This window comes from Sphingomonas sp. Leaf67, from assembly GCF_001421965.1.
In the GTDB taxonomy this organism is placed as follows: domain Bacteria; phylum Pseudomonadota; class Alphaproteobacteria; order Sphingomonadales; family Sphingomonadaceae; genus Sphingomonas.
The window spans coordinates 595,725-619,184 of the sequence record NZ_LMLP01000001.1; the positions used below are offsets into that span (position 1 = coordinate 595,725).

The 23,460-nt window shown below is 67.1% G+C and carries 16 protein-coding genes; 2 read left to right on the forward strand and 14 right to left on the reverse strand.

The features are described 5' to 3' along the window. Positions 1-103: 103 nt before the first annotated feature. The 3 genes from secA to ASE90_RS02930 form a co-directional block, all read right to left on the reverse strand. Positions 104-2,851 carry a preprotein translocase subunit SecA gene (secA, locus tag ASE90_RS02920; RefSeq protein ID WP_055995680.1) on the reverse strand — a complete coding sequence of 916 codons (2,748 nt, stop codon included), beginning with the start codon at positions 2,849-2,851 and terminating at the stop codon, positions 104-106. Positions 2,852-2,941: 90 nt separating this feature from the next. Then, positions 2,942-3,190: a hypothetical protein gene (locus tag ASE90_RS02925; protein ID WP_055995683.1), complete on the reverse strand. Its 249-nt coding sequence runs from the start codon at positions 3,188-3,190 to the stop codon at positions 2,942-2,944. A gap of 102 nt (positions 3,191-3,292) precedes the next feature. Next, positions 3,293-4,045: an energy transducer TonB gene (locus ASE90_RS02930; protein ID WP_055995686.1), complete on the reverse strand. Its 753-nt coding sequence runs from the start codon at positions 4,043-4,045 to the stop codon at positions 3,293-3,295. 110 nt (positions 4,046-4,155) lie between these two features. On the opposite strand from ASE90_RS02930, the gene argJ reads away from it, so the two are divergent. Beyond that, positions 4,156-5,382, forward strand: a complete 1,227-nt coding sequence (argJ, locus tag ASE90_RS02935) for a bifunctional glutamate N-acetyltransferase/amino-acid acetyltransferase ArgJ (RefSeq protein ID WP_055995690.1) — start codon at positions 4,156-4,158, stop codon at positions 5,380-5,382. 15 nt (positions 5,383-5,397) lie between these two features. Here the strand turns inward: argJ and ASE90_RS02940 are convergent, their stop codons facing one another. The 11 genes from ASE90_RS02940 to ASE90_RS02990 all read right to left on the reverse strand — a co-directional run bounded on the left by ASE90_RS02940 (position 5,398) and on the right by ASE90_RS02990 (position 22,697). Further along, positions 5,398-5,721, reverse strand: coding sequence for a hypothetical protein (locus ASE90_RS02940; RefSeq protein WP_156361393.1), 324 nt, complete (start codon positions 5,719-5,721; stop codon positions 5,398-5,400). 106 nt (positions 5,722-5,827) lie between these two features. Next, entirely contained in the window at positions 5,828-6,151 is a 324-nt protein-coding gene (gene trxA / locus ASE90_RS02945) for a thioredoxin (protein WP_055995696.1), read from the reverse strand. Between the two features lie 46 nt (positions 6,152-6,197). After that, on the reverse strand, positions 6,198-9,623 hold the full coding sequence (gene addA, locus ASE90_RS02950) for a double-strand break repair helicase AddA (protein ID WP_055995699.1): 3,426 nt from the start codon (positions 9,621-9,623) through the stop codon (positions 6,198-6,200). Next, complete coding sequence (addB, locus tag ASE90_RS02955) at positions 9,610-12,696, reverse strand: double-strand break repair protein AddB (protein WP_082449347.1); 3,087 nt, start codon at positions 12,694-12,696, stop codon at positions 9,610-9,612. Before addB ends, addA begins: the two co-directional genes overlap by 14 nt. Further along, positions 12,689-13,444, reverse strand: a complete 756-nt coding sequence (locus ASE90_RS02960) for a nucleotidyltransferase family protein (RefSeq protein WP_055995702.1) — start codon at positions 13,442-13,444, stop codon at positions 12,689-12,691. The genes addB and ASE90_RS02960 overlap by 8 nt, the downstream gene beginning before the upstream one ends. Next, entirely contained in the window at positions 13,441-14,400 is a 960-nt protein-coding gene (locus tag ASE90_RS02965; protein WP_055997175.1) for an aminoglycoside phosphotransferase family protein, read from the reverse strand. Before ASE90_RS02965 ends, ASE90_RS02960 begins: the two co-directional genes overlap by 4 nt. Continuing rightward, positions 14,397-14,840, reverse strand: coding sequence for a tRNA (adenosine(37)-N6)-threonylcarbamoyltransferase complex ATPase subunit type 1 TsaE (tsaE, locus tag ASE90_RS02970; RefSeq protein ID WP_082449509.1), 444 nt, complete (start codon positions 14,838-14,840; stop codon positions 14,397-14,399). Before tsaE ends, ASE90_RS02965 begins: the two co-directional genes overlap by 4 nt. After that, the gene (locus ASE90_RS02975) at positions 14,840-17,173 is read right to left on the reverse strand and encodes a sensor histidine kinase (RefSeq protein WP_055995705.1); all 2,334 of its coding nucleotides are present in this window, start codon (positions 17,171-17,173) and stop codon (positions 14,840-14,842) included. Before ASE90_RS02975 ends, tsaE begins: the two co-directional genes overlap by 1 nt. 156 nt (positions 17,174-17,329) lie before the next feature. Next, on the reverse strand, positions 17,330-20,329 hold the full coding sequence (locus tag ASE90_RS02980; protein ID WP_235531632.1) for a TonB-dependent receptor plug domain-containing protein: 3,000 nt from the start codon (positions 20,327-20,329) through the stop codon (positions 17,330-17,332). A gap of 208 nt (positions 20,330-20,537) precedes the next feature. Beyond that, complete coding sequence (gene ahcY, locus ASE90_RS02985; protein WP_055995708.1) at positions 20,538-21,947, reverse strand: adenosylhomocysteinase; 1,410 nt, start codon at positions 21,945-21,947, stop codon at positions 20,538-20,540. A gap of 189 nt (positions 21,948-22,136) precedes the next feature. Next, positions 22,137-22,697, reverse strand: a complete 561-nt coding sequence (locus ASE90_RS02990) for a YqgE/AlgH family protein (protein WP_055995711.1) — start codon at positions 22,695-22,697, stop codon at positions 22,137-22,139. Positions 22,698-22,811: 114 nt separating this feature from the next. Between ASE90_RS02990 and ASE90_RS02995 the strand changes: the two genes are divergently transcribed. Beyond that, positions 22,812-23,294: a peroxiredoxin gene (locus ASE90_RS02995; protein ID WP_055997183.1), complete on the forward strand. Its 483-nt coding sequence runs from the start codon at positions 22,812-22,814 to the stop codon at positions 23,292-23,294. Positions 23,295-23,460 lie beyond the last annotated feature (166 nt).

Sequence of the window (23,460 nt, forward strand, 5' to 3'; positions counted from 1 at the left end):
TATCCCCGCGCAGCCGGGAATCCAGGGTTACGAACCGGGACGCTCTTGGGCCTGGATCCCCGCCTCCGCGGGGATACGGTAGGGTGCGGGACCGGCCGGGGGCCTAAGCGACCAGCGCGCCGTGGCAGTGCTTGTACTTGCGGCCCGACCCGCACGGGCAGGGTGCGTTGCGGCTGACGCGGCCTTCCCAGCTGGCAGGATCGTCGCCCAGTTCCTCGTCGGGCACCGGTGCCGCCATCTGCAGCATCGGCACGCGGGTGGTGATCAGGCCCTGCGCGCCCTCCCCGCCCCAGCTGTCGTCCTCGCCGGTCAGCGGGTCGATATGAATCGTCAGAAAATCTGGCAGCTCGGGAAGCTCGGGCGGCGCCTGGAAATTGAAATTGGCGTGCGCCATCGTCCGGGTCACGTCCTCGCGGATACTGGCGAGCATCCGTTCGAACAGCGCGAACGCTTCCTGCTTATACTCGTTGATCGGCGTCTTCTGCGCATAGGCGCGCAGGTGGATCACCGCCCGCAGCGCGTCGAGCATCGCCAGATGCTCCTTCCAGTGATGGTCGAGCGTCTGGAGCAGGATCGACTTCTCGATCTGCGTCCAGCTGTCGGCATCGAGTTCGGCCGACTTGGCATCGACCAGCGCGTCGGCTTGGGTACGGATGCGTTCCTCGAGCGTCTCCGCGTCGAGACCGTCCTCGTGCGCGATCCAGTCGGCGACCGGCGCATCGACGCCGAGCAGCTCCTGTGCGCGTTCGCGCAGCCCTTCGACATTCCACTGCTCGGGATAGCTGTCGGGCGGGACGGCGTCGCCGACGACGGTGTTGACCGTCGCATGGCGCATGTCGACCACGACGTCACCGACCGTCTCGGCATCCATCACGTCGGCGCGCTGTTCGTAGATGACCTTGCGCTGGTCGTTCATCACGTCGTCATATTCGACGACCTGCTTGCGGACGTCGTAATTGCGCGCCTCGACCTTCTTCTGCGCGGTTTCGATCGCGCGGCTCAGCCACTTGCTGCCGATCGCCTCGCCATCCTCGATATTGTTGCGCATCATCTTGGCGAACAGCGTGTCCGGCCCGAAAATCCGCAGCAGATCGTCGTCGAGGCAAAGGTAGAATCGCGACAGGCCCGGATCGCCCTGCCGCCCCGAACGGCCGCGCAGCTGGTTGTCGATACGGCGGCTTTCGTGGCGCTCGGTGCCGAGCACGAACAGCCCGCCGGCCGCCAGCACCTGCTGCTTTTCCTCGATGATCTCGGCGCGGATGCGCGCGGCGGCGGCGTCATATTCGCCCGTCCCCTCGACCAGATCGGGATGTTCGTCGAGCATCCGGAATTCGAGGTTACCGCCCAGCTGAATGTCGGTGCCGCGCCCGGCCATGTTGGTGGCGATGGTCACCGCGCCCAGCCGCCCCGCCTGCGCCACGATATGCGCTTCGGATTCATGATAGCGGGCGTTCAGGACCTTGTGATCGACGGCTTCCTGGGTGAGGAATTCGGACAGCAGTTCCGATTTTTCGATCGAGACCGTGCCGACCAGCACCGGCTGCCCCTGCGACGCATGGTCGCGGATCTTCTTGGCGATCGCGCGGAACTTGTCGTCGAGCGTCTTGTAGAATTCGTCCTCTTCATCGACGCGGCGGACCGGCACGTTGGTCGGGATCGACACGACGTTCATCTTGTAGATGTCGAAGAATTCGGGGGCTTCGGTCGCCGCCGTGCCGGTCATGCCCGACAGTTTCGGGTACATGCGGAAATAATTCTGGAAGGTGATCGAGGCGAGCGTCTGGTTCTCCGGCTCGATGTTCACGCCTTCCTTGGCCTCGGCGGCCTGGTGCAGGCCATCCGACCAGCGGCGACCGTCCATCATGCGGCCGGTGAATTCGTCGATGATGACGACCTTGCCGTCCTTCACGATATAATCGGTGTCGCGCTTGAACATGATGTTCGCGCGCAGCGCCTGATTCACATGGTGCACGACCTGCGTGTTTTCGAAGTCGTAGAGGTTGGCGCCGAACAGCAGCCCGGCATCCTCCAGCATCCGCTCGACCTTTTCGGTGCCGTCCTCGGTCAGCACGATCGACTTCTGCTTCTCGTCCTTTTCGTAATCGTCCGCGCTCAGCCGCTGCACGACCTCGTTCACCGACCGGTACAGGTCGGACTTGTCGTCGGTCGGGCCGGAGATGATGAGCGGGGTGCGCGCCTCGTCGATCAGGATCGAATCGACCTCGTCGACGATGGCGAAGTTGAACGGCCGCTGCGTCATCGACGCGCGGTCGAACTTCATATTGTCGCGCAGGTAATCGAAACCGAATTCGTTGTTGGTGCCGTAAGTGATGTCGGCGGCATAGGCGGCGCGGCGTTCGTGATCGGGGATGTTCGGCACGATCACGCCGGTGGTCAGGCCGAGAAAGCCGTAGACCTGCCCCATCTGCGCCGCGTCGCGCCGTGCCAGATAGTCGTTGACGGTGACGACATGGACGCCGTCCCCCGGCAGCGCGTTGAGATAGCAGGCGAGGGTCGCGACCAGCGTCTTGCCTTCGCCGGTGCGCATCTCGGCGATCTCGCCACGGTGGAGAACGATGCCACCGACCATCTGCACGTCGAAGTGGCGCATGCCCAGCACGCGGCGCGCCGCCTCGCGCACCGTTGCGAACGCTTCGGGGAGCAGCGAGTCGAGCTTCGCGCCATTCGCGAGTTGCTCGCGGAACTTCGGCGTCTGCGCGGCGAGGTCCGCGTCGGACATGGCGGTCAATACGGGTTCGAACTCGTTGATCTTGTTGACGATCGAACCGAGCGACTTGACGTAGCGGTCGTTGGACGACCCGAACAACGATTTGGCGAGGCCACCGAACATGGGCGAAATTCCTTGGATACAGGCGGTGCGCGCCGCGCCGGAAATCGGCGGCTGCGCAGAATGAAAAGGTCGGAAAAGCGCGGGTGCGCGCTATTCGTGGGTGCGCAGCGTGCGTGCGCGGACCGCGACATGGGGCGCGGGCGTCAGGAACAGCGGCTGTGGGTCTCGCAGCAGCGGCTGGACGGGTCGGACGGTCGTGGCCGATCCGGCCTCGACCACCGCAACCGCAACATGTGCGGCTACGACCTGCGCCTGAGCCACCTGCCGCGCATTCGCGACTCCCACGCCGGGGAGCAGGCCGGTCAGGCCCGTCAGCAGCGCGGAAAGGAACAGCAGCAAACGCAAGCGATACGTCCGAACGTTATGGTTTCGCGACGGGTCGCCCGGTCGCGTGTTGTTGAGACATAGGGAATGGGCGGCCCTGCGTCCACCCGGCGCGCGTCATTGCTTCGGCTGGAAGGCCATGCTCGTGGTCATGGTCGCGTGTCGCGCCGGCTGGCCCGGTTTCGGTTCGTACCCGACGGGGTATGAACAGGGCTCGATGGTATCGCGCCGAGACGATCGACGTTCACAGCGCGAAACCTTGCCCGTAGCATCCACGGTCAGTCGCTCAATCTGCGTGAAATAGGGCGGAATGTCGCTGGTCGCGCCGCGTGCTGGAGCGGGCCTGAACGGTACCCCGTCCACTTCGAACACGTTGGACAGGGTCAGGATGCCGGGACGAAAGCCCGACAGTCCCATATTGGCGAAACCGGTATACTGCCCGTCCTTCTGCTGACAGGCATGGAAACTTTCGCCGTTCATGCCGCTGCCAGTCGTCTCGCACGCCAGAACGGCTCCCTTCTCGCCCAGTGTCAAGCGGATGACCATGGCGAAGGGCGACAGGGGCGACGCTACGTCATTCGGGCTGCTCCACTGGATGCGGCGCTGGAATGTCGACGTCGTCGGCTGGCCGTTGGCGTCGGTCGCCGGCGTGAACCGGGCGCGTTCCCGCATGACGTTGCAACTGGTGGTATCGAGCGACGCCGAACCGCTCGACTGCACGATGGTGCAACCGGTGACCGCACCCTTCGCATCGATCGCCATGCGCATCACGACGGTACCCGATTCATTCGCGTTCAGCGCTTCCGCCGGATAATCGTCCTGCGTCACCCAGGTGGCCGGATCGATCGGCTTCGGATCGGTTTGCCCCATGGCCCCGCCCCCACAACAAAGCGTTGCAACCGCCGCGCCCATGCGTAGGAACCGTCGCATCTCCACCCCCTGCCCCGTATCGGGCGCAGGCTAGACCGGACACCGCGCCCATGTCGACTGCCGTATCGCCGCTCGCCACGCCCTTCCCCGCGCTGCCGCCGATCGGGGGCGTGACGCTGCGGGTGGCGCGGGCGCAGTACAAGAATTGGGACCGGTGCGACCTGACCTTCGCGACGCTGGCCGAGGGGACGGCGGTCGCGGGCGTGCTGACCAACAGCAAATGCCCGTCGCCCGAGGTCGAATGGTGCCGCCGCGCGCTGGTGCTCGGCCGGGCGCGGGCGCTGGTGGTGAATGCCGGCAACTCGAACGCCTTCACCGGCGACCGGGGCCGTGCGGCGGTCGAGGCGATCGCTGCGCGCACCGCGCAGGCGATGGCGTGCCAGCCGTCCGACGTGTTCGTCGCCTCGACCGGGGTGATCGGCGTGCCGCTGCCGATCGACAAGGCCGAGGCCGGGCTGGATGCCGCCTTCGTCGCCGAACCCTGTGGCTGGGAGGCGGCAGCGGAGACGATCGGCACCACCGACACCTTTACCAAGGGCGCGTTCACGACCGCGCGGGTCGGCGATCGCACGGTCAAGCTGGCCGGGATCATCAAGGGGTCGGGCATGATCGCGCCCGACATGGCGACGATGCTCGGCTTCGTCTTCACCGACGCGGCGGTCGATCCGGCGTTCCTGCAAAGCGTGCTGGAGGCCGCCAATCGCCAGACCTTTTCGTGCATCACGGTCGATGGCGATACCTCGACCAGCGACACGGTGCTGGCGTTCGCGACCGGTGCGGCGGGGGGCGAGCCGATTACGTCGTTCGACGATGACGGCGCGGATGCGTTCGCGGCGGCGCTGCACGACCTGTGCCGGCAGCTGGCGCATCTGGTGGTGCGCGACGGCGAAGGCGCGTCGAAGTTCATCGCCGTCACCGTCGAGGGTGCGGACAGCGACGGCAGCGCGCACCGCATTGCGATGAGCATCGCCAACTCGCCGCTGGTCAAGACCGCGATTGCCGGCGAGGACGCGAATTGGGGTCGGGTGGTGATGGCGGTCGGCAAGGCCGGCGAACCGGCCGAGCGCGACAAGCTGGCGATCCGCTTCGGCACGACACAGGTTGCCGAGGGCGGTGTGGCGGTCGCGGGCTATGACGAAGCGCCAGTAGCGGCGCATCTGCGGGGACAGGAGGTCGAGATCGGGGTGGACTTGAATCTCGGCGAAGGTCGCGCGACGGTGTGGACCTGCGACCTGACGCACGGCTATATTTCGATCAACGCCGATTACCGGAGTTGATCGAACGTCGGCAGATCACCGTACGCCGATGATCCGCCTGTACCGACGCGATATTTCCTGATGATCGGCCTGGGTCAGCGCGCCGCCATTTTCTGCGGTACGTTGTTCTACGAAATCGCGCAGCCGAAGGACTTGGGCGGTACGTTGCCGCTTCATGGTCGGCGTCATACCGCCGTATCCAGGATAATAGATCAAATGATCCAGTTGACCCGACGACAGCGCGGGAAATGACCCGGCGTACCGATCATTCACCGGATTCGAATATTGCGCAAAGGCCGGACCGGCCAAACCCAAACCGACCATCGCAACGATTATTCGTTTGTACATCGGGCGCTCCATCCGCTGTTCGCACCCACGAACGTATCGTATATCGGATGCGTTGCAACGGTCGATCCTGAACAGCCAAGTTGGGGCGGGCCAACCGCCCGCCCCAACTTGCTATCCTTTAGCCCAGCTCACCCTCTAACCATGCCTTCAACTGGCTCTTCGGCCGCGCGCCGAGCAGGTCGGCGACCGGCTGGCCGTTCTTGAACAGCTTGAGCAACGGGATCGACTGGACGCCCATCGAACCGGCGGTGTCGGGGTTGGCCATGATGTCGACCTTGGCGATCGTCACCTTGTCGCCCAGTTCTTCGGCGATTTCCTCGAGCGCCGGGGCGATCATCTTGCACGGGCCGCACCAGTCCGCCCAGAAATCGACCAGCACCGGCTTGTCGGATTGCAGGACATCGGCGGAAAAGCTGGCGTCGGTTACGGTCTTCGTCGGCATGGGAGTCTCCTTCTGGACCAACATCTATGAACGGCGGGGCGGCACCTCAAGCTTCGCGTGGCAAGCTTTGTTCCGTTGGCACCAAGCCCGGCTTGTGCGCCGCCAGCAGGTCGGCGGGCAGGACGAACAGCTTCGGCCCGGCGGTATAGAGCAGCGCCGCCTCGATCGACCGGTCGGGAAAGATCACGGCGAGCGCGGCGGCATAGGCGGCCATCTGTTTGAGATGATAGACCGGAACGTCGTCGATCGCGGGCGGTACGCGGCGACCGGTCTTGAAATCGACGACGCGGACGACCGTCTCGCCGATGCACAGGCGGTCGACGGTACCGGCCACGACCTGCGTGCCGACCACGGCGGCGATCGGCGCTTCGGCGAGTGCGTCGGGGCCGAACAGATCGGTGAAGACCGGATCGTCGAGGATCGCCATTGCGTCGCGCGTCACCCGATCGCGTAAGGTCGCGTCGTCCACGCCGGCCGCCCCGGCCAGCCAGCGTTCGGCGGCGGCGGCGCGCTGATCGCGGGGCAGGTCGGGCAGGCGTTCGAACAGCTGGTGCAGCAACCGGCCACGCTCGGCGGCGGCGCGCATCGTCGCGGTCGGGGGTGGATCGGACACTTCGTCCTCACCCAGCGCGGAGGGTGCCAGCGGGCGCGGCGGGCGTGCTTCGGCCGGGGCCGGGGCGCGGAGCCACGCGGGGGCGGCGGTCGGCGCGGGGGCGGTCGTACCGCGACGGGTGCGGGCGACGACCGGGGTTTGCCGGGTCAGGCCGGTGAAGACGCGTTCGCCCTCCCCCTCGCCCACGCCCAGCGCGTCGAACGCGGCGGCGGCGGCGCTGTACCAGCTGAGCGCTGGCGGCACGCCCTGACAACGGGCGGACGGCGCACCGGCGATGACCAGCCGTTCCTCGGCACGGGTCGCGGCGACGTAGAACAGCCGCCAATGTTCCTCCAGTTCGCGTTTGTCGATCGCGGCGACCGCATCATCGACCGGCGTACCCCGCTCGCCACTGCGCGGGCGGAACACGGGGAAGGCCGCGCCGTCATGGCCTTCAGGCGTCCACGCCACGACGTCGCGGCGGCTGTTGGCGGGATCGATCGCCGCGTCGGCCAGCAGGACCAGCGGGGCCTGCAATCCCTTCGACCCGTGCGCGGTCATCACCCGCACCGCGCCGCCGGCGGCACCGGCGTCGCGCTTGATCTCCACCTCGCCCCGGTCGAACCACTCGACGAAGCGTTGCAGCGAGGAGGTGGCGACGGTCTCGAACGACAGCGCGGCACCCAGCAATTCGTCGATCGGATCGCGTGCCTCTTCGCCCAGCCGCGCGATCAGCTTGCGCCGCCCATCGAGTTCGCCCGACAGCAATTCCTCCAGGAACCGATAGGGGGTGGCGAAATCGGCGCGGCGCAGGATCCGCGACAATGGCTCGACCGCGTCGCTGCCGCTCTGGCGCAGCTGCCGCCAGAGGCTGCCGCCCTCGCGCAAGGCCCCGGCCAGCAACTGTTCCTGCGTCCAGCCGATCAGCGGCGATACCAGCAGGTTGGCGAGGCTGAGATCATCCTCGGGCTGGAGCGCGAAGCGGATCGCCGCCAGCAGATCCTGCACGGCGAGCGGCGCGTCGAGCCGCAACCGGTCGACGCCCGCGACCGGCACCCCCTCCGCATACAGCCGCGCGACGATCAGCGAGGCGAGGTCGCCGCGCCGCTTGACCAGCACCATGATGTCGCCGGGCTGGAGCGTCCGTCCCTTCGATTCGAGCGGAAGTGTGCCGATCCAGCCCTTGATCGCGCGGGCGATATCGCGCGCGATGACCCGGGTCGAATCGTCGATCCAGCCTTCCTCGTCCTCGCCCGCCGCCTCGACCACGGTCGGTGCCCACAGGGTCACGGTGCCGGGCCCCGGCACTTCGCTGTCATGCGTTTCGGGCGTATCGATGCCCATACCGGGATCGGGCAAGGCGGCGATGGCGGCGTCGACGAACTCCAGCACCGGCCGCGTCGTCCGAAAACTATGGGTCAGCGACAGCGTGTCGAGCTCGCGCGCGTCGCCGCGATAATCGTCGGGCAGCGTCGCGCGGCGGGTAAAATCACTGTGCGCCGCGCGGAAATAGATCGGGTCGGTACCCTGAAAGCCGAAGATCGCCTGTTTGTAATCGCCGACGACGAACAGCGTCCGCATCCCCGCCGCGCGCACCGCGTCGCCGCTGAAATATTCCTCGACCAGCGAGCGGACGATCGCCCATTGCTGCGGATTGGTGTCCTGCGCCTCGTCGATCAGGACATGCTCGGTGGTCTGGTCGAGCTTGAAGCGGACCCAGTCGCCGATGCCCGGCTGGGCGAGCAGCTTGAGCGTCTCGCGGATCAGATCGTCGAAATCGACCGTCCCCGCCCGCCGCTTGGCACGGACATAGGCATCGGCATAGGCGCGCCCGGCCTCCAGCGCGCCGGCCAGCGCATCGGCGTAAGCAGCCTGCGCGCGGATCGACAGCAGTTCGGCGGCGCGGGTGCCGACCGCATCGGCGAGCTCGTCATAGTCGGGATCGGCGGCGATCAGCTTGGCCGATGCCTTTTTCAGCGTATCCTTCTGGGTAAAGAACATGCCGCGCACATCGCCCAGCCGCAGTGCGCGTTCGGCGGGGGGCTGCGCCAGCCAGTCGAGGATCGCGCCATGCAGCTTCAGCCCGGTGGCGGTGCCCCAGGCGCGATTGGCCTCGGCCAGCCGTTCGAGCGCGTCGCAGTCGAACTCGTCGTCGCTGCACGCCCGTGCGATCACCTCGTCCACGTCCCCCGACGGCAGGTGAAAGGCGCGGCGCAGGAACGGCTGGATACCGCTCGGCAACTCCGCCATCGCCTGCGGATTGCGCGCACATTCGCGCAGGAATCCCTCTGCCGCCCCCTCGCCCATCCGCAGCGACATCGCGGCGATGGCGTCGCCGATCCGGGTCGAACCGCTCCGCTGTTCCTCGACCAGCAATTCGGCCAGCGCCTCGCGTGCCATCCCCGCTTCCTCGCGCGCCTCCAGCGGGCGGAAACCAGGGACCAGCCCCGCCTCGACCGGGAAACCGGCGAGCAGGCTCTGGCAGAAGCCGTGGATCGTCTGGATCCGCACCCCGCCGCCCGGTGCGTCGAGCACGCGGGCGAAGAGGGTACGGGCGCGGGCGAGCAGCGCCGGATCGTTCACATCCTCGCCCAGCGCGAACAGATCGGCCTTCAGATCGGCGGTGGGCAACCGCACCCAGCGCGCGAGCCGACTCGCCACGCGTTCGGCCATCTCCGCCGCCCCGGCCTTGGTAAAGGTCAGGCACAGGATCGCCGCCGGATCGACCCCGCGCAACAGCAGCCGGAACACCCGCGCCGACAGGACGTGCGTCTTGCCGGTGCCCGCCGACGCTGAAAGCCACACATGGCGATGCGGGTCGCTGGCCGCCGCCTGATCGTTCTTCAGCCGCTGAAGCGCGCGGACTTCACTCACGGCCATACCATTCGTCGCGGCGCATCAACTGGTCATACTCGGCATAGGGGGCATATTCGGGGACGAGCTTGGCGACGAACGCCTCGTCGCCGGTCAGGAAGCGGGCGACGGCGTCTTCGAAATGCCCCTTCGCTACGCGCACGAAATCGCCGGCGACCACCCGCCCCTTCGACCCGTCGGCATTGACCGGTGAGGTCATCTTGCCGAACCGGTCGCCGTCCTTGGTCAGCGACCAGTATTCGAACGCGGTGGCGGTACCGCGCACCCCGCCGAAGCAGCCGCGCTCCGCCATCAACCCCAACAGCCCCAGTTGCAGGCTGTAGCCAGCTGCGACCGCCTTCGCGCTCGGGGCCTTGCCGGTCTTGTAATCGATGATGGCGAGGCCGCCGTCGCTGGCGCGATCGATACGGTCGGCCTTGCCCGAGAGTTCGACGCCGGCGATTTCCAGCGTCCCGCCGCATTCGACGCCGGCGACGATCCGCCCCTCGGCGAGCTTCTCATGGGTGAAGGCCGCGACCCAATCGATCGCCTCGCGCAGGCGCGGCACCCACAATGCGCGCAGCAACGGGTGGGTGCGCGGATCGTCGGACAGCGCCTGCAACCGGCGGTGCAGCTTCCCCGGGTCCAACCCGTCCTCGCGCGCCCAGCGTTCGAGGACGCCATGCACCGCCGTACCCCGCCACGCGGCGGTCGGATCGGCATCGACCGCATCCAGCGGCGACAGCCGCAGCATCCGCCGCGCGTAAAAGGCGTAAGGGTCGGCCTTCAGCCGGTCGACCTCGGTCACCGAAATCCGACGCGGGCGCAGCCCCACCGGCGGACGCGGTGCCGGACGCGACGCGGCGGCATAGCGATCGGGCGTATCGATCGCCCGCGCCCAATCGCGCAAATGCCCGGCACGCTCGAGCCCGTCATCCAGCGCCTGCAACCGCAACCACAGCCGTGAGGCGATGGTCGGCGCGGTCGCATCGCGCGCGGCGCGGGTCAGGATCACGTCGCGCGCCCCCAGCGCACCGGCAAAGTCGTGCGCGGCAAGGCCGATCCGGCGTTCGAGGCCGGGCAGCTTCAGATCGGCGCGGATGCGAGGGGCAAGCCACGGATCGGGCGACGGCAATTGCGGCCAGACCCCTTCGTTCAGGCCGCCGAGGATCATCAGGTCGGCGGTCTGCAAACGCGCTTCAAGCAGACCGAGAATGGCGAGCCGGGGATGCGCCCCCTGCGGCGGACGCACCGCAACTTCATCGAGCAGGGTGCGCAACAGCGCCGGCAGCGTGCGCGGGTCGATCGTCGGCGGTCCAATCGGTGCCTGTTGCTCCAGCGCGGCGATCAGTTCGGCGGCGGCGCGCCCTTCGGGCCGGCTCCATGCCGCATCGCCCGCCAGTTCGCTCGCGGTCTCGCGCAGCAGCACCAGCAGGTCGGCCAGCGGTTGCGCTCCGGCGGCAAAGGCGGTCGCCAGCGGCGTCAGCAACGGGCACGCCATGTCCCAGAAGGGCTGCGCGGCGGACCGGATCGCGGCATCGCGCGGCTCGCCCTCGCGCAGATGGCGGTCGATCCCCGCCAGCCCCGGCGCGGGGCGCGGCCCGCGCAACGCCCGGTCGAGCCGGCGCACCCCGTCGAGCCATGTGACGCGCTGTTCGGCCTCGCCGCTGCGCACCAGCGGATGTTTGAGCAGCGCCAGCAGCGCGACCGGCGCGAAGCCCTGTGCCGCCGCCTCGACCACTGCCAGCAGCAACGTGCCGGGGGCCAGCAGCGACAGCGGCTGCCCGGCGGAATCGTCGACCGCCACGTCCCAACGCGCCATATGCGCCGCAACCCGACGCGCGAGCATCCGATCGGGGGTGACCAGCGCGGCGGTACGACCCGGCCTTTCCAATGCCTCGCGCAGCGCGATGGCGATCGCCTGCGCTTCCTCGGCCGGGGTCGCCAGTTCGACCATCTTCACGCCCGACAGGCGGCGGTCGGCGGCGGGCACGTCGATCCAGTGATGGGTCCGGTCGGCGGGGCTGAGCGCGGTGGCGATGGCGCGGCTGCGCGTCGGGGTCGCGTCATGCTCGCTCGCCGCCTGCCAGCGGACGAATTCGCGGCGGTTGACGCCCATCCGGTCGAGCAACAGCTTCAGATGAAATTGCGGATGCGTCTCGATCGATCGCTTGCGACGGCCGGTCACCGGATCGGGATCATGCGGCCCCAGCGACGCCCATTCGTCGTCGTCCATTGCAAGGTCGAGGCCCGGCAGAACCACCATCCCGCTCGGCAGGCCGGCGACGCAGCGCTGGATGCGGGCGAGCGCGGGCGCGTTGGTCGCGATCCCGGCCGCGCAGACGAACCCCTTGGGCGGGACGGCCGTCCAGCGCGCGGCCAGCCGCTTGAGCAACCGGGTCCGCCGATCGGCAAGGTCGATCCGCCCCAGCGCCGCCAGTTCTCCCGGCCAGCGATCGAGCACGATGCGGAACAGTTCGAGCGAGCGCTCCCAGTGCGCCGACAGCGTTTCGTCGAGGTCGAGCGTCCGCAGCGCCGCCGGGTCGACCTCCTCGACCAGCAACTGGTCGAGCGTCGCGGCCAGATCGCCCGCCAGCCGCACCGCCTCCGCCCCGTCGACCGGGCGACCGGCGCGCTGCCGCTCCTCGGCCACCAGCCGGGCGAGGATCATCCGCCGCGCGAGCGGATCGATCGCGGGTGGAATCGGCGCGGCATCGGCCGGGTCGGCGAAACTGCCGGCCCCTTCGTCAAGCTCCGGATCGCCGATCGCGACCAGCCGGGGCAGCAGCAACCCGCCGCCGCTGGCGCGCACGAACGCCTCCTGCACCGTCCGCTTGGCACGGTTGGTCGGGACCAACACCATGCCCTGCGCGAGGCCGACGGAGTCGCCGCCGAACCGGCGGATCAGCCCCACCGCCAGCGCATCGGCGAACGCGCGGTGGATCGGAATGGTATAGAGGCCGAGGCGCCTTATGGTGGTGGCTCGCTCCCCCGCCCGGCCACCAACGGCAGTATCCTGATGGGTGGCCGGGTGGGGGAGCGGGCCGGCACCGCCTGAAAACTCGCTCTCCCGCGAGTTTTCAAAAGCCCCCTCAGCCATCGGCGAGGAAGGCTTCGGTCATCGGGATCGCGCCGGGCGTGCCGACGTCGAACCACAGCCCCTGATGCACCGCCCCGAATGCCCGGCCCGCCTCGATCGCGCGGTTCCAGAACAGGTTGGTCGAAAACGCGCCTTCGGGCCAGTCCGCAATGACCCGCGGCGACAATATCTGCACGCCGGTGAACACGAACGGCGCAAGCCGGCCGGGCTTGCGGCGGCCGGTGATGCGGCCCATCGCGTCGATATGGAAATCGCCCTGCCCGCGATGACCATGCGCCAGTGCCTGTGGCACCAGCAGCAACAGCGCGTCCATCTTCGCATCGTCCCACAGCGCGCTCAGCAACCGAATCGAATCGACCGGACCATCGACCCACAGATTGTCCGAATTGACGCAGACGAACGGCTGGTCGCCGATCAGGTCGCGCGCCTGCACCAGCCCGCCGCCGGTCTCCAGCAACTGCGCGCGTTCGTCGGACACGGCGACGTCGATGCCCTTCACCCGGTGCTTGAGATGCGCTTCCATCGCATCGGCAAGGTAATGGACGTTGACCACCGCGCGCTTGACCCCCGCCCCACGCAGCCGGTCGAACACATGGTCGATCAACGGCTTGCCCGCGACCTCGACCAGTGGTTTCGGGCGCATCGCGGTCAACGGGCGCATCCGCTTGCCCAGCCCCGCCGCCAGCACCATCGCGGTTTCGGGCACCTGTGCCTGCGGATGGGGGCGGATCGAACGGAGCGTGGTCATGCGAGTTCCTGCGGATCGCCGCGCTGGTGCGGCGGGATGTTGAGATCGAACCAGCGCGCGACGCCGGCCAGCGCCGGATGGGCGAGATCGCGTTCCAGATAGCGCCACACGCGCGGGCACAGCGCGCCATAGCGCGGCTTGCCGTCACGCTGCCACAGCCGGGTGAAGATGCCGAGGATCTTCGCATTCCGCTGCGCGCCGAACAGGTGATAGGCGGCGTCGAACCCCTCGCTCACGCCGGTCGATTCGCGGTAGCGGGCGATCATCGACGCCTCGACCACCGCCGGCACGTCGCGGCGCGCATCCTGCAACAGCGACACGAGGTCATAGGCCGGGTGCCCGGCCAACGCGTCCTGAAAATCGAGGAGACCCAGCCGCGTATCGTCGAGCAGCATCAGGTTTTCGGCATGATAGTCGCGCAGGACGGTCACTACCGGCATGTCCGGCAGCGCGTCGAACGCCGCGTTCCATGCCGCCGTATAGCCATTAATGTCGACGGCCAGCCCCAACGCGTCGCAATACCATTCGATCAGCAGAAGGGCTTCGCGCAGGATGAACGCACGGTCATAGGGCGGCACGGGCGCGGCTTCGTGGCGTTGCAACCGCAGCAACTGGTCGACCGCCGCCGCATAGAGCCGCCCCTCGCTCTCGGGCGCGGCGTCGACCGTCTCGCGCATCCGCATGTCGCCGAAATCCTCCAGCAGCATGAATCCTGCGGCAGCATCGTCGGCAAGGATCGCGGGCGCGGCAAAGCCCCGTTCGGCCAGCCACGCCGCCATCCGCGCGAACTTGCGCGTATCCTCGGGCGGCGGCGCGTCCATCAGCACCGCGGTCCGCCCGGTCCCGATCACCCGATAGTAGCGGCGGAACGACGCATCGACCGCCAGCGGCAGGATCTGCGCATCGCCCCAGCCGGCCTGGGTCAGGAATGCAGGTGCCGCATCGCGCGGGTTCAGGTCAGCGGCCATCGGCGTTCCCAAGCGTCCGGCACCCGCGCTGTCAAGCGCCGCCCGCCGGCGTCGTCGAACGCGAGCGTCAGCCATAGCGCGTCGGGCCACGGATCGTCGCCCAGCCGTTCGGGCCATTCGACCACCAGCGCAGCATCGTTCCGCGCCTCGTCCAGCCCCAGTTCCAACGCCTCTTCGGGGTCCTCAATGCGGTAGAGATCGACGTGCAGCACGCGCATCCGCACCTCGGGCGGGTCATAGGGCTGGACGATCGCGAAACTCGGCGACGGTGCCTCCCCCTCCAGCCCCAATGCGGCCAGCAGCCCGCGCGCGATACTGGTCTTGCCGGCGCCCAGCGGCCCCGACAGCGCGACGACATCGCCCGGCCGCAATACGGACGCCATCCGCGCGCCGAACGCGTGCGCGGACGCTTCGTCGGACAGGTGGATCACGGCTCACGCGGCAGGTCGATCGTGACCAGCGTCCCCAGCCCCTTTTCCGACACCAGCTCGATCGTGCCGCCATGCGCCTCGACCGCCTGCCGCGCGAGGGGCAGGTCGAGGCTCAGCGCGCGTTCGCCGACCCGTGCCGCCCCTGCCTGCGCGAACCGGTCGAATGCGCGGGCGACGGCGTCCTTCGACAGGCCCGGCCCGTCGTCGGACACGACGATCCGCGCCTGTTGCGCATCGCCATCGACGTGCAGCAGCACGCGCCCCCCCTGCCGCAAGCCACCCAGCGCATGGTCAAGCAGATGGCTGATCGCCTGCCGCAACCGTCGCGCATCGCCCAGCATCACGCCCGCCGATGGCAGAATCTCGACCGCCAGTTCGATGCCGCGCGCCGTCGCGGTCGGACGCGCCGCTTCAGCCGCTTCGTTGGCGATCATCTTCAGCGCAACCGTGGCCCGCGCAACCGGCAGCGTTTCGTTGGCGGTCAGGTCGAGCGTGTCGTCGATCAGCCCGCTCAACCGTTCGACCGATTCGAGGATCGCGTCGGTATAGCGTCCGCCATCTTCGGTCAGCTTGCCGGCATAGCCCGCCTGCAACATCTCGGCAAAACCCTTGATCGACGTCAGCGGGGTGCGCAGTTCATAGCTCATCGATGCGACGAAGGCGTTCTTGACCCGGTCGGCCGCCTCCAGCGCCTCGTTCCGGTCGCGCAGCGCCTGTTCCATGCGGCGGCTGTCGGAAATGTCGAGCATCGTCAGCAGCGCATTGCCATCGGGCAGCGGCACCGCGCCGAATTCATAATGCCGCCCGTCGGCCATCGCGAACCGGCCCGAACGCTGCATCCGCTGCTGCGTGGCGAAGCGGACCAGTTCCGGGATCAGCGCGGCACGGCCGGGGTTGGCAAGGCTGTCGGCGACCCGCTCGGCCAGCGCATCGACGCGCGGATGCCCATCGAGGAACGCGTCGTCCAACCCCCAGACCTGCCGGAACTTCGCGTTCCAGATCTGCAGGCGACCATCGGCGGCGAACACGCCCAAGGCCTCAAACAGATTGTCAAACGTCGCGGTGCGGACGCGCAGCAGCGTGTCGCGCGCACTGGCCAGTTGCACTTCCTCGGTACGATCCTCGAAGATCAGCAGCAATCCGCCCTCGGGCAGCGGCTGGGCGACGACGCGCAGATGGGTGCCGCCGGGCACATGCCATTGCTCCTCGATCGCGCCTTCCGCCGCGCGGAACCAGTCGCGACGCTCGGCCTTCCACCCCGGAAAGTCGCGGACTTCGGGCAGGCGCTTGGCCTCGCGCATCCGGTCCAGAACACGGTCGAATTCGGGCCGGTCGGCCAGCCATTCGGGCTTCATCGCAAAGGCGCGCAGGAAGGGCTGGTTGTAGAACACCAGCGTCCGGTCGGGTTCGAATTGCGCCACCCCCGCCGACAACCGGTCGAGCATTGCCCGCTGCGCATCGCGACTGCGCTTCAGCGTGCCGCGCGCTTCCTCGATCTCGTGCACGTCGATCGCGAAGCCGCCGGTACCGCCATCGCGCAGCGGCATGTCGTGGACGCGCAGCATCCGCCGTTCGCCGTTGATCGTCGCCGGCATCGCCGCCTGTTGCGGCTGTCCGGTATCGCGCGCGATCGACGCGCTGGCCAGCGGCCCGCCCATGCCGACTCCTTCGACCAGCTCGACCTGTCGCGCGATCACCTCACCCGCGTCCAGCGCATCGACGGCCCGGACATAGGCGGTGTTGACCATCGCCAGCCGCAGCGAATCGTCGCGATACCACATCGGCATCGGCGCGGCCTCGATCAGGCTGGAAAGCGCATCGAACGCGGCGCGATATTCCTCCGCCTCCGCGCCCAGCGTCGCGATCTCGTCATGGAATTCGGTCGCATCGAAGAACCAGACCAGTACCCCGCCCGGCGTATTGAGTTCGGGCGGCGCGCGGTCGCCGATCGCGAACAGCGAGCGCGCCGATCCCGTGGCGCGGATGACGGTGCGGAACGGCTTGCCCCCGCGCAGCGCGGCATTGATCGCATCGAGCAGCCGGTCGGCGCTGCCGGGTTCGAGGCCGTTGTCGGGATTGCCGAGATCGGCGACGGTCCCGGGCAGCTCGCTTTGTCCCAGCCGGTCGGCGAGTGGCCGATCGATCGACAGCCGCCCGTCGGCCCGCACCACCATCGCCAGCGCCGGCGATGCCGCCAGCGTCGACCGCAGCGAATCGAACAGCACCCGGTCGGCGAGCGCCCGCCGCCGTGCAGACACCCCGGCATAGAGCGCCCAGACGCTGCCGACGATCAGCACCGCCAACACCGCGCCGCAGATCACCGCGGCCATGGTCGTGACGGTAATCACGGGCGATCTCCGGCGGGCGGCAACAGAAAGGCAAGCATGAACACCGCTCCTGCCTAGTCCTTCGCCGTCATATAAAAAAGGGGCGACACCGCATGGTGCCGCCCGGAATCGTTCAACCGAAACCTCGGCGGTATCCGATCACATACGGAAGCTCGCACCGGCGTAGATGAAGCGCCCAACGCCCGAAATCGGATAGTTCAGCGATCCGAGGTTCGGCGTCTGTTCGAACAGATTGTTGACGCCCCCGTAGAAGCGGAAGCTGTCGTTGATCCGCACTTCTGCCCGAATGTCATGCTGGAAAAGTTCGGGGTAGTAGAAGTAACGCGGGTCGGACAGGTCCGGGTTGTTTGCCAGCTCCTCGGTCGTGAAGCGACGGGTCTTGCTGAAATAGACGAGGCCATAGTTCAGCGACAGCGCGTCGATGGTCCACGTCACGTTGCTCGACCCGCGCCAGCGGGGATTATAGGCTTCGAGCGTATCAATATCGACGTCGGCACCCACCGTGGGCACGAACGAGAGATTGTCGAGATAGCCTGCATTCACACTGACGTCGAAGCGACCCAGATTGCCCGGCTGGAACGTATAATTGACCCCGATGTCGGCCCCCGACGTGCGGAAGGCGGCAACGTTGGCCGGCGTTACGTTGAAGCCGATGCGACGCTGGGGATCGTCACCGTCGCCAAGCACGTAACCAGTCTGGGTCGAGCGGAAGACGTTCGCGCAGAACGGGTTGTCGATCGTCGGTTGATCGACGCACAGCTGCGCCAGTTCGGTCGGGGTCGGCGTGTTGATCGCATCGCTGATGCGGATGTCGTACCAGTCGGCCGTGATCGTCAGTCCGGGGATGAACCGCGGACGCAGCACGACGCCTGCGGTCCACGTCGTCGCCGTCTCCTCGGTCAGGTTACGATTGCCGCCCTGCGTACCCCGACGCGAGGTCGTGGCCGAAGGAACCTGCGACGGGCTGAAGCTGGCGATCTGTCCCGGCGTCAGACCGAGCCCGGCGAGCAGCGTCTGGCAATTCGCCGCCCGGAACTGCGTTCCCTGGTTCCGGTTCGCGAGATCGCATGGATCGGTGACGAAACCGAACGTGCCGGTCGCGGGCAGGAACAGTTCGCCGATGTTCGGCGCGCGCACCGCCTGCGAATAGGAACCGCGGAAACGAATATCGGGGATCGGGGCATAGATGCCGTCGAACTTCCACGTGCGCGTCGAGCCGACCGTCGAATAGTCGGACAGGCGCGCCGCCGCGCCGAACGACAGCAGCTCGGCGAACGGCATGTCCGCCAGCAACGGAATGTTCAATTCGCCGAACACTTCCTTGACGTCGAAGCTGCCCGCGCTCGGCGGGAGCGCGGCGAAGTCGCGCAATTCACCGTTGACGATCAGCGCATCGGGGTCCGACCGGCTGCCCTCGCGCCGATATTCACCGCCGAACGCGAAGCCGATTGGGCCGCCCGGCAATTCGAAGATGGCGCGGCTGTCGCCCGAGATCGATCCCGATACGACATGCTGGTCGACCGCCGCACGGTTGACGTTATTGGCAAGGACGAAATCGAGTGCTGCCTGCGACGCGACGCCATTGCCCAGCAGGTTGAGCGGACGACAGGCGCTGCCGGCCCCCGGCGTAAAGGTCGTGGCAGGCTGGTCGAGCGCCGTCGCATCCAGCGTCGAACGGCAGACGATCGAACCGTCGGGTGCCCGGACCGCGTCGATCGCCGCCGCATAGCGGTCACCGATCAGGTTGGACGTCTGCGTCGACCGGGCGTTGGTACGGCCATACACGTAGGATACTTCGTAGCGCGTGTTCTCGGCGATCTCGCCATCGAACCCGACGACACCACGCCACGTATCGCGCCGTACCCGCTCACCGCGGATGCCGAAGTCGAAATTGTCGCGCGAAATATAGGCGCCATCCGGCGCTGCGTTCGCGCCGAAGCGATCCGCGAGGAACGCGTTGTCGCCGTTCAGATACGTGAAGAAATCGAAGCTCGGCTGTCCGACCGAATAGGCACGGGTCCGGACGAACTTGCCCTCTGCGAAGAACCGCACCTTGTCCGAAAATTCAAAGCTGGTCAGCAGATTGACGGCGTGGCGCTCGATTGCCGGATACAGATCGCCGAAATAGCCCGCGGTCGGCGTATTGGACGAACCGCCCTGCGCACGACCGCTCGACCCCGGCAGGAAGGTGCCGCCGTCATAGATGCGACCGCTGCCCGTGAAATCGGGAACGCCATCCAGATTCAGGTCGACCGCACCGTCCGGCGCGCTGTCGGCCCAGCCGAGGTTGGTATAGACGATCCGATCGGGCAAATTGGGATTATCGAACGGGTTACCATCGGGACCCGGGCGGAAATCGTTGATGTTCTGCCACAGTTCCCGATAGCGGCTGGGATCGCCCGAAAATGGCCGCGCAAAGCTGCTCAGCCGTTCGGTGTTGCTGTATTCATAGGCTGCGGTGATGTTGCCGCGTCCGTTGGCGAAATTCTTGCCCGCGACGATCGATGCCAGCTGGTTGCCGGCATCGCCATCATCCGAGATGCCGCCCTGCAGGCGGGCCGAAACCCCTTCGAAATCACGCCGCAGCACGAAATTGACCACGCCGGACACGCCATCGGCACCGTAGATCGCCGACGCGCCGCCGGTCAGCACGTCGACCTTTTCGATCAGGTCCTGCGGGATCGAATTGGTATCGACCGCCGCTGTGTTCGGGATGCCGGCAACGTGGCGACGACCGTTTACGAGGACGAGCGTGCGATCCACGCCCAGATTACGGAGGTTCAGGAAATTGGCGCCCGTGCCGTTCAGTTCCGTCGGACTGCCCCCGCCCGACCTTGCGCCGCCAACCGATGCCGTAAGTGCGGGATTTCGGATCAGTACGTCGGTGATGTTGTTCAGACCGGTTGCCTCGATCGCAGCGGCGTTCACCGATACGATCGGGTTGGCGACCTCCAACTCAGGACGTGCGATACGCGAACCGGTAACGACGATTTCCTCGCTGGTATCGACCGTACTCTGCTGGTCATCGGCGACAGGAGCCGCGTCCTGTGCCGTAGCCGATGCAGCGGCGAGCAGTGCGGTAATGGCAAGGACGCTGCGGGCTGCCCCGAGGCGCCAGCGCGAAATCGGTTGTTGCATGGTTCGGACCCCTTTTTCCGATGTTTGCGTATTCTTCATCGATACGCTTTCATCGTCGGCATCAACCGCCGGAACCGCGACTGGCTCCCGCGCGCTGCGTTTTGCGTCTGCGTGTTGTACGATCGCAACACGCCGCCATCTACCAGCAACAAAAAGGGCGGACATCCAACCGGATGCCCGCCCCTTTGACGCTTGCGATCCGATCGAATCAGTAGCGGTAATGGTCCGGCTTGAACGGCCCTTCGACCGGCACACCGATATAGCTCGCCTGCTTCGGGGTCAGCTTCGACAGCTTCACGCCCAGCTTTTCGAGATGCAGCGCCGCGACCTTTTCGTCGAGGTGCTTGGGGAGGACGTATACTTCGTTCTTGTAGTTCTCACCCTTCGTCCACAGTTCGATCTGCGCCAGCACCTGGTTGGTGAAGGACGACGACATCACGAACGACGGGTGCCCGGTGGCGCAGCCGAGGTTCACGAGGCGGCCCTTGGCGAGCACGATGATCTGCTTGCCGTCGGGGAACTTCACCAGGTCGGTGCCCGGCTTCACTTCGTCCCACTCATAGTTCGACAGGGCGGCGATCTGGATCTCGCTGTCGAAGTGGCCGATGTTGCAGACGATCGACATCGGCTTCATCGCCTTCATGTGATCGGCGGTGATGACGTCGGCATTGCCGGTCGCGGTGCAGAAGATGTCGGCGCGGGTCACCGCTTCGTCCATCGTCACGACCTCGAACCCTTCCATCGCCGCCTGCAGGGCGCAGATCGGATCGACTTCGGTGACCATCACGCGCGCGCCGCCGTTGCGGAGCGACTGCGCCGAACCCTTGCCGACGTCACCGAAGCCGGCGACGCAGGCGACCTTGCCGGCGAGCATCACGTCGGTCGCGCGACGGATCGCGTCGACCAGCGATTCCTTGCAGCCGTACAGATTGTCGAACTTCGACTTGGTGACGCTGTCGTTGACGTTGATCGCCGGGAACGGCAGCTCGCCCTTCTTGGCGATTTCATACAGCCGGTGGACGCCGGTCGTCGTTTCTTCCGACACGCCCTTCAGGTTCTTGACGGTCTCGGTCAGGTATCCCGGACGCTTGGCGATGAACGCCTTCAATGCGCGCTGGAACTCGACCTCTTCCTCATTCTCGGGCTCGCCCAGCGTTGCGCCGGCTTCGAGCTTCGCGCCCCACAGCGCGAACATGGTGGCGTCGCCGCCATCGTCGAGGATGATGTTGGCGGTCTGGTCGCCCCAGTTGAAGATGTCGCCGACATAGTCCCAGTAATCGGCGAGGCTCTCGCCCTTGATCGCGAAGACCGGAATGCCCTTGGCCGCGATTGCGGCGGCGGCATGGTCCTGCGTCGAGAAGATGTTGCACGTCGCCCAGCGGACGTCGGCACCCAGCGCGGTCAGCGTTTCGATCAGCACCGCGGTCTGGATCGTCATGTGCAGCGAACCGGTGATCCGCGCGCCCTTCAGCGGCTGCGACGCCCCGAATTCCTCGCGCAGCGCCATCAGGCCCGGCATCTCGGTTTCGGCGATCTCGATTTCCTTGCGACCGAAATCGGCGAGGCCGATGTCGGCGATGACGTAATCGGTCTGCTTGTCGGCAATGGCGGTGGCCATGGATACTCCTGGAGCTTGGGCCATGGGCACGCCCATGGCGGATGACTGCGCCTCTACCGACCCGTCGGTCGAAACGCAAATGCGAATATAAAGATTTCTTTATATCTGGTTCGTGACGCTGGAATGCGAGGGGTAGGCGGCAACCGCCCGGTCATGGGCGACTAGCGAACCGCCCCTAACAAACCATTGTCAGGCGGTGCCGGCACCCGGCGACAACAGGCGCGTATCGATGCCGGCCCGGTCGTATCCCGCCCGCCAGCGCTGCGCGGTCGGCACGTCGAACAGCAGCGCGGCATCGCCATCGACGTTCATCCAGCCATGGCGCGACATTTCGGCATCCAACTGCCCGCCCTCCCAGCCGGCATAGCCCAGCGCGATCAGAAACCGTTCCGGCCCGCTGCCACCGGCGATCGCGCGCAGCACGTCGACCGACCCCGACAACGCCCATTTGCCGGCGACGTCGATCGTATCCTGCCCACCCCAGCCGGCATCGTGCAGCACGAAGCCGCGCCGCGTCTCGACCGGTCCACCTTGATGGATCGGCACGTCGGGTGCCGCGCCGGGTTCGATCTCCAGTTGCGCCAGCAACGTATGCAGCGTCAGCCCCTCGATCGTATCGCCCACGCCGATCCCCATCGCGCCATCGGCGTCGTGGCTGCACATCGCGATGACGGCATGGTCGAACCGGCGGTCGCCAATGCCGGGCATCGCCAGCAACATCTGTCCGGTCAGGAATCGGGTCTGGTCCATGATCGGACGACGCTAATCGTCCGGCGGCTGCGGCGCCATGCTTGAAAAGGGCCGCCAGCGCTCCCACGCTTCGCCCGTGCGCAACGAATGCGCGGATACTCCCGGAGGAAAATGATGACGATAAAGATCGGCGACCGCCTGCCCGACGCCAAACTAGTCAAGGTTACGCCCGACGGCCCCGATCAGGTGTCGACCGGCGACTTCTTCGCCGGCCGCCGCGTCGCGCTGTTCTCGGTACCCGGTGCCTTTACCCCGACCTGCTCGGCCAAGCATCTGCCGGGCTTCGTCGAACAGGCGCAGGCGTTCCATGACAAGGGCGTCGACGAAATCGCCTGCACCGCGGTCAACGACGCCTTCGTGCTCGACGCCTGGGCAAAGGCCGGCAACGCGACCGACACGGTGACGATGCTGGCCGACGGCAATGCCGATTTCGCGAAGGCGACCGGCCTCGACATGGACAGCTCCGCCTATGGCATGGGCACCCGGTCGCAGCGTTACGCGATGCTGGTCAATGACGGCGTGGTCGAAGCACTGCACGTCGAGGCACCAGGCGAGTTCAAGGTCAGCTCGGCCGAAAACCTGCTCGCCTCGATCTGAGAGTCTGTTTGGAAGCTCGCGCGATAGCGAGCTTCGAGGCGGCACCGGCCCGCTCCCCCACCCCACCACCCAAATCAGTATCATTGCATGGGTGGTGGGGTGGGGGAGCGGGCCGGTGCCGCGAAATGCGTCTCGACGCATTTCCAAACGAACTCTGACGCACGAC

What these genes read in the sequence shown, in the direction of transcription:
- ahcY (WP_055995708.1), bottom strand. Translation starts at nt 21,947, where the DNA reads ATGGCCACCGCCATTGCCGACAAGCAGACCGATTACGTCATCGCCGAC.
- ASE90_RS02980 (WP_235531632.1), bottom strand. Translation starts at nt 20,329, where the DNA reads ATGCAACAACCGATTTCGCGCTGGCGCCTCGGGGCAGCCCGCAGCGTC.
- trxA (WP_055995696.1), bottom strand. Translation starts at nt 6,151, where the DNA reads ATGCCGACGAAGACCGTAACCGACGCCAGCTTTTCCGCCGATGTCCTG.
- ASE90_RS02930 (WP_055995686.1), bottom strand. Translation starts at nt 4,045, where the DNA reads ATGGGGCAAACCGATCCGAAGCCGATCGATCCGGCCACCTGGGTGACG.
- ASE90_RS02995 (WP_055997183.1), top strand. Translation starts at nt 22,812, where the DNA reads ATGACGATAAAGATCGGCGACCGCCTGCCCGACGCCAAACTAGTCAAG.
- addB (WP_082449347.1), bottom strand. Translation starts at nt 12,696, where the DNA reads ATGGCTGAGGGGGCTTTTGAAAACTCGCGGGAGAGCGAGTTTTCAGGC.
- ASE90_RS02975 (WP_055995705.1), bottom strand. Translation starts at nt 17,173, where the DNA reads ATGGCCGCGGTGATCTGCGGCGCGGTGTTGGCGGTGCTGATCGTCGGC.
- ASE90_RS02940 (WP_156361393.1), bottom strand. Translation starts at nt 5,721, where the DNA reads ATGGAGCGCCCGATGTACAAACGAATAATCGTTGCGATGGTCGGTTTG.
- ASE90_RS02960 (WP_055995702.1), bottom strand. Translation starts at nt 13,444, where the DNA reads ATGACCACGCTCCGTTCGATCCGCCCCCATCCGCAGGCACAGGTGCCC.
- ASE90_RS02990 (WP_055995711.1), bottom strand. Translation starts at nt 22,697, where the DNA reads ATGGACCAGACCCGATTCCTGACCGGACAGATGTTGCTGGCGATGCCC.
- secA (WP_055995680.1), bottom strand. Translation starts at nt 2,851, where the DNA reads ATGTTCGGTGGCCTCGCCAAATCGTTGTTCGGGTCGTCCAACGACCGC.
- argJ (WP_055995690.1), top strand. Translation starts at nt 4,156, where the DNA reads ATGTCGACTGCCGTATCGCCGCTCGCCACGCCCTTCCCCGCGCTGCCG.
- addA (WP_055995699.1), bottom strand. Translation starts at nt 9,623, where the DNA reads ATGGCCGTGAGTGAAGTCCGCGCGCTTCAGCGGCTGAAGAACGATCAG.